Annotated in this window: 3 protein-coding genes; 1 reads left to right on the top strand and 2 read right to left on the bottom strand. The window is 68.2% G+C overall.

The window, feature by feature from the left end:
- Positions 1 to 267 precede the first annotated feature (267 nt).
- On the top strand, positions 268 to 1,047 hold the full coding sequence (gene aqpZ, locus ABDW21_RS16555) for an aquaporin Z (protein WP_343710760.1): 780 nt from the start codon (positions 268 to 270) through the stop codon (positions 1,045 to 1,047).
- A 63-nt stretch (positions 1,048 to 1,110) separates the two neighbouring features.
- Here aqpZ and ABDW21_RS16550 read toward each other — a convergent pair whose 3' ends face one another.
- A complete protein-coding gene (locus tag ABDW21_RS16550) occupies positions 1,111 to 2,319 on the bottom strand; it encodes a D-alanyl-D-alanine carboxypeptidase family protein (RefSeq protein WP_343600407.1) in 1,209 nt (402 codons plus the stop codon).
- 263 nt (positions 2,320 to 2,582) lie between these two features.
- The coding region (locus ABDW21_RS16545) for an aspartate aminotransferase family protein (protein WP_343710759.1) at positions 2,583 to 3,929 on the bottom strand (1,347 nt) is incomplete at its 5' end.

The following is a 3,929-nucleotide window of genomic DNA, read 5'->3' as shown; positions in this document are numbered from 1 at the left end:
GTCGACCCTGTTCAGCCCGGCCGCACCGAACGTGAAGCCGTTGCGACCACCCCGTGAACCAAGGCCGGATTTTTTTCAAGGGCTTCACGTTCGGTGACCTGACCCCCGGTGCACGGCATCCCGACGAACTGACGAGCGAGACCACTAGATTCGCGTTTGTCTCTTTCCCGAAACAATTTGTGCACGAACACGTATGGCGCGATGTGTGTCTGTGCGACCCTAACTCGCAACGCGAGATACCCGTTCAACGGTGAAGGCGGTAACCGAATGTCGACATCGACGATGTTTCAGCGATTGACAGCGGAGTTGATCGGCACGTTCTGGTTGGTCCTCGGCGGCTGTGGCAGTGCGGTTTTCGGTGCGAAGTTCGTCTCCGACGGCACGTCGCTCGGCATTGGATTCCTCGGAGTGGCGCTCGCCTTCGGTCTGACGGTGCTGACCGGCGTCTACGCCTTCGGCGCCATATCCGGCGGCCACTTCAACCCTGCCGTCACCCTCGGGGCAGTGCTGGCCCGTCGGATGGAATTCAAAGTGCTGCCCGGATACTGGATCGTCCAGGGGGTCGGCGGGCTGGTCGCCGGTCTGGTGATCTACGTCGTTGCCCGCGGCAAGGAGGGTTTCACCGCCACGGGCAACATGGCGGCCAACGGCTACGGCGAACACTCGCCCGGCGGCTACTCACTGGGCGCGGTGATTCTCGCCGAGATCGTGCTGACCGCGGTGTTCCTATTCGTCATCCTCGGCTCCACCGACGACCGGGCACCCCGGGGCTTCGCCGGCGTGGCCATCGGGTTCACGCTGGCGTTGACCAACCTGCTGGCGATCCCGATTTCCAACGCGTCGATAAACCCCGCCCGTTCCACCGGCGGGGCGTTCTTCAACGGCAACGGCGCGCCCGCCCAGCTGTGGGTGTTCTGGTTGGCGCCGCTGGTCGGCGGGCTGGTCGCCGGTATCGGGTATCCCTACCTGTTCGGCCGGCGCGAGCAGGGGCACGCCGGGCATCGGGCCGCAGCTATCGCACCCGACCAGCCGGTGCCCGCGAGCTGACCCCGGCCTGCGCAACGAGCTGGCCGACGACGCCGCCGACCAGCCCGGAAAATGCCAGGCCGTTCATCGCTGGTCTTGCGGCCGGCGGTTCATCGACCGGGCGACCATCATCAGCGCGAACACGATGAGCGCGCCGATCACCGCGACGCCCACCCGAACCGCCACCGCGTCGGACGGCGGCAGTGGCGCGGAAGCCTGGGCGGCGGCGTCGGGATCGGGCCCAGCCGACGGCTTGGCGGCCACCAGCGCCGGGTCGGGCTCGATCAGCGTCCCCACCCGGGTGCCCGGCGCGGTGGCGAACCCGTAATCCAGCAGATGCGCGTCCTGCTGCCAGGGCGCGATCGGCTGCCGAGTGCCGTGCAGCAGCACCGCCACCAACCGCCGGCCGTCCCGGTCGGCAGCGCCGACAAAGGTCTGGCCGGCGTCGTCGGTGTAGCCGGTCTTGCCGCCCAGCGCCCCGGGGTAGTGGTCGAGCAGCTGGTTGTCGTTTTCCAGCTGGTATCCGGGGTGGTCGCCGTGCCCCGGGAAATCGAAGGTCCGGGTGGCGACGATACGAGCGAACACCGGGTTCGCCCAGGCGTACCGGTAGAACAGTCCGACGTCGTAGGCCGAGGTGCTCATACCGGGTCCGTCCAGCCCGGACGGTGTCGCCACCCTGGTGTCGCTGGCACCGAGCTTGCGGGCCAGCGTGTTGATCTTCTCCAGCGCGACCGGCATACCGCCCAGCTGCGTGGCCAGCGCGTAGGCGGCGTCGTTGCCGGAATGCATGAGCAGGCCGTGCAGCAACTGGTCCACGGTGTAGGTGCCGCCGGGTTCGACGCCCACCTTGGTGCCCTCGACGGCGGCGTCCTCCGGGGTGCCGGCGACGACAGTGTTAAGGTCGAGTTCGTTGATCGACACCATCGCGATCAGCACCTTGATGATGCTGGCCGGGCGGTGGCGGCCGTGGGGGTCGCGGGCGGCGATGACGGCTCCGCTGTCCAGGTCGGCCACCAGCCAGGCCTCGGCGGAGACGTCGCCGGGGACCGGCGGCGTGTCGGGTGCGGTGATGACCCCGCAGCCGTCGAGCGCGTTGCCGCCGACCGGTGAGGTGGGCACCGGCAGCGGCACCGGCGGATCGCCCGCCTCGGGCACCTCCGAGGAGTCGACCGCCGGGGGAGTGGAGACCTTATACGGGCATGATCCCTCGGCGGCCGCAGCGGGCAGTCCAACCGCGGTCGCCATCACAAAAGCAACTGCTGCCAGGCACGATATGAAACGTGAGAGGGCCATCGTGTGTGCAGGGTAGGCGATCGGCGGCTCGTTGTCCGGGAGCCGCGCTGTGGCCGGTGTTGCAGAAGTCGAACGGTGCTGCGGTTCCACGGCGCCGAGCGTGCAGCTGTTGGGAAAATCCGGGCTCAGTCTCAAGTGGTCGTCGCAACAGCGTCACGCTGGACGACGAGGTGGGATCCGAACGATCCGCCCGTCTTCCACACCCGCCCGGAGCCGGCCGGCGTCATCGTTTTGCCGCGAGAGTGCATTCGGCGACGCAGCTACTAGAGAAACGCGTCGCTGGTTGCACTTTCGCGGCCGGACAATACGGTGCGGAGCACCGCTTCGATCGTGTCGAATTCGGCCGGGCCGCTGATCAGCGGCGGCGCCAGCACGATCGCCGGATCGCCGCGGTCGTCGATACGGCAGTACAGGCCGGCGTCGTAGATCGCCGACGACACCGCCGGCAGCAGCCGCCGGCGTTCCTCGGCGGTAAACGTCTCGCGGCTGGCCTGGTTCTTGACCAGTTCGACGGCGTAGAAGTAGCCGTCGCCGCGGACGTCGCCGACGATCGGCAGGTCGTAGAGCTTCTCCAGCGTCGCCCGGAACGCCGGGGCGTTCTGCCGGACGCGGTCGAGCAGGCCCTCACGCTCGACGATGTCCAGGTTGGCCAGCGCTACGGCCGCCGACACCGGGTGCCCGCCGAAGGTGTAGCCGTGCGGGAACGTCGTCACGCCGTCGTCGAACGGCTCGAACAGCTTCTCGCTGGCGATCATGGCGCCGATCGGCGAGTACCCCGACGTCATGCCCTTGGCGCAGGTGATCATGTCCGGCACATACCCGAAGTCTCCGATATCTGAGGAGCAGGCGAACATCGACCCGATCCGGCCGAACGCGCAGATCACTTCGTCGGAGACCAGCAACACGTCGTAGGAGTCGCAGATCTGCCGGACCCGTTCGAAATAGCCCGGGGGCGGTGGGATGGCGCCGCCGGCGTTCTGCACCGGTTCGAGGAACACCGCGGCGACGCTGTCGGGCCCTTCGAATTCGATCGCCTCGCCGATCCGCTCGGCGGCCCACTGACCGAACGCCTTGCCGTCGGTGTCCAGCGGTTCGGGTGCGCGATAGAAGTTCGTGTTGGGCACTGTCACGGCGCCCGGTGTCAGCGGCTCGAACGGCGCCTTGTAGGCGGGCACGCCGGTGATCGCCAGCGCACCCTGCGGGGAGCCGTGGTAGGCGACCGCTCGCGAGATCACCTTGTACTTGCCGGGTTTGCCGATGAGCTTGAAGTACTGCTTGGCCAGCTTCCACGCAGTTTCGACGGCCTCGCCGCCGCCGGCGGTGAAGAACACCCGGTTCAGGTCGCCCGGCGCATACCGGGCCAGGCGCTCGGCGAGCTCGATCGCGGCCGGGGTGGCATAGCCCCAGAGCGGAAAGTAGGCCAGCGTGCGGGCCTGCGCCGCGGCGGCCTCCGCGAGCTCGTCGCGTCCATGCCCAACCTGCACCACGAACAGCCCCGACAGCCCGTCGAGGTAGCTCTTGCCGGCGTCGTCGAAAATTGTCACACCCTCGCCGCGGGTGATGATCGGCGGTGTGATGCCCGGGCCGTGCTTGGTGAAGTGCAGCCAGAG

The sequence above is a fragment of the Mycobacterium sp. genome (assembly GCF_039583805.1).
Lineage (GTDB): Bacteria > Actinomycetota > Actinomycetes > Mycobacteriales > Mycobacteriaceae > Mycobacterium.
This window is presented reverse-complemented; position numbering and strand designations above follow the sequence as displayed.

Excerpts from the sequence above, each read along its gene's own strand:
- ABDW21_RS16550 (WP_343600407.1), bottom strand. The coding sequence starts at position 2,319 with ATGGCCCTCTCACGTTTCATATCGTGCCTGGCAGCAGTTGCTTTTGTG.
- aqpZ (WP_343710760.1), top strand. The coding sequence starts at position 268 with ATGTCGACATCGACGATGTTTCAGCGATTGACAGCGGAGTTGATCGGC.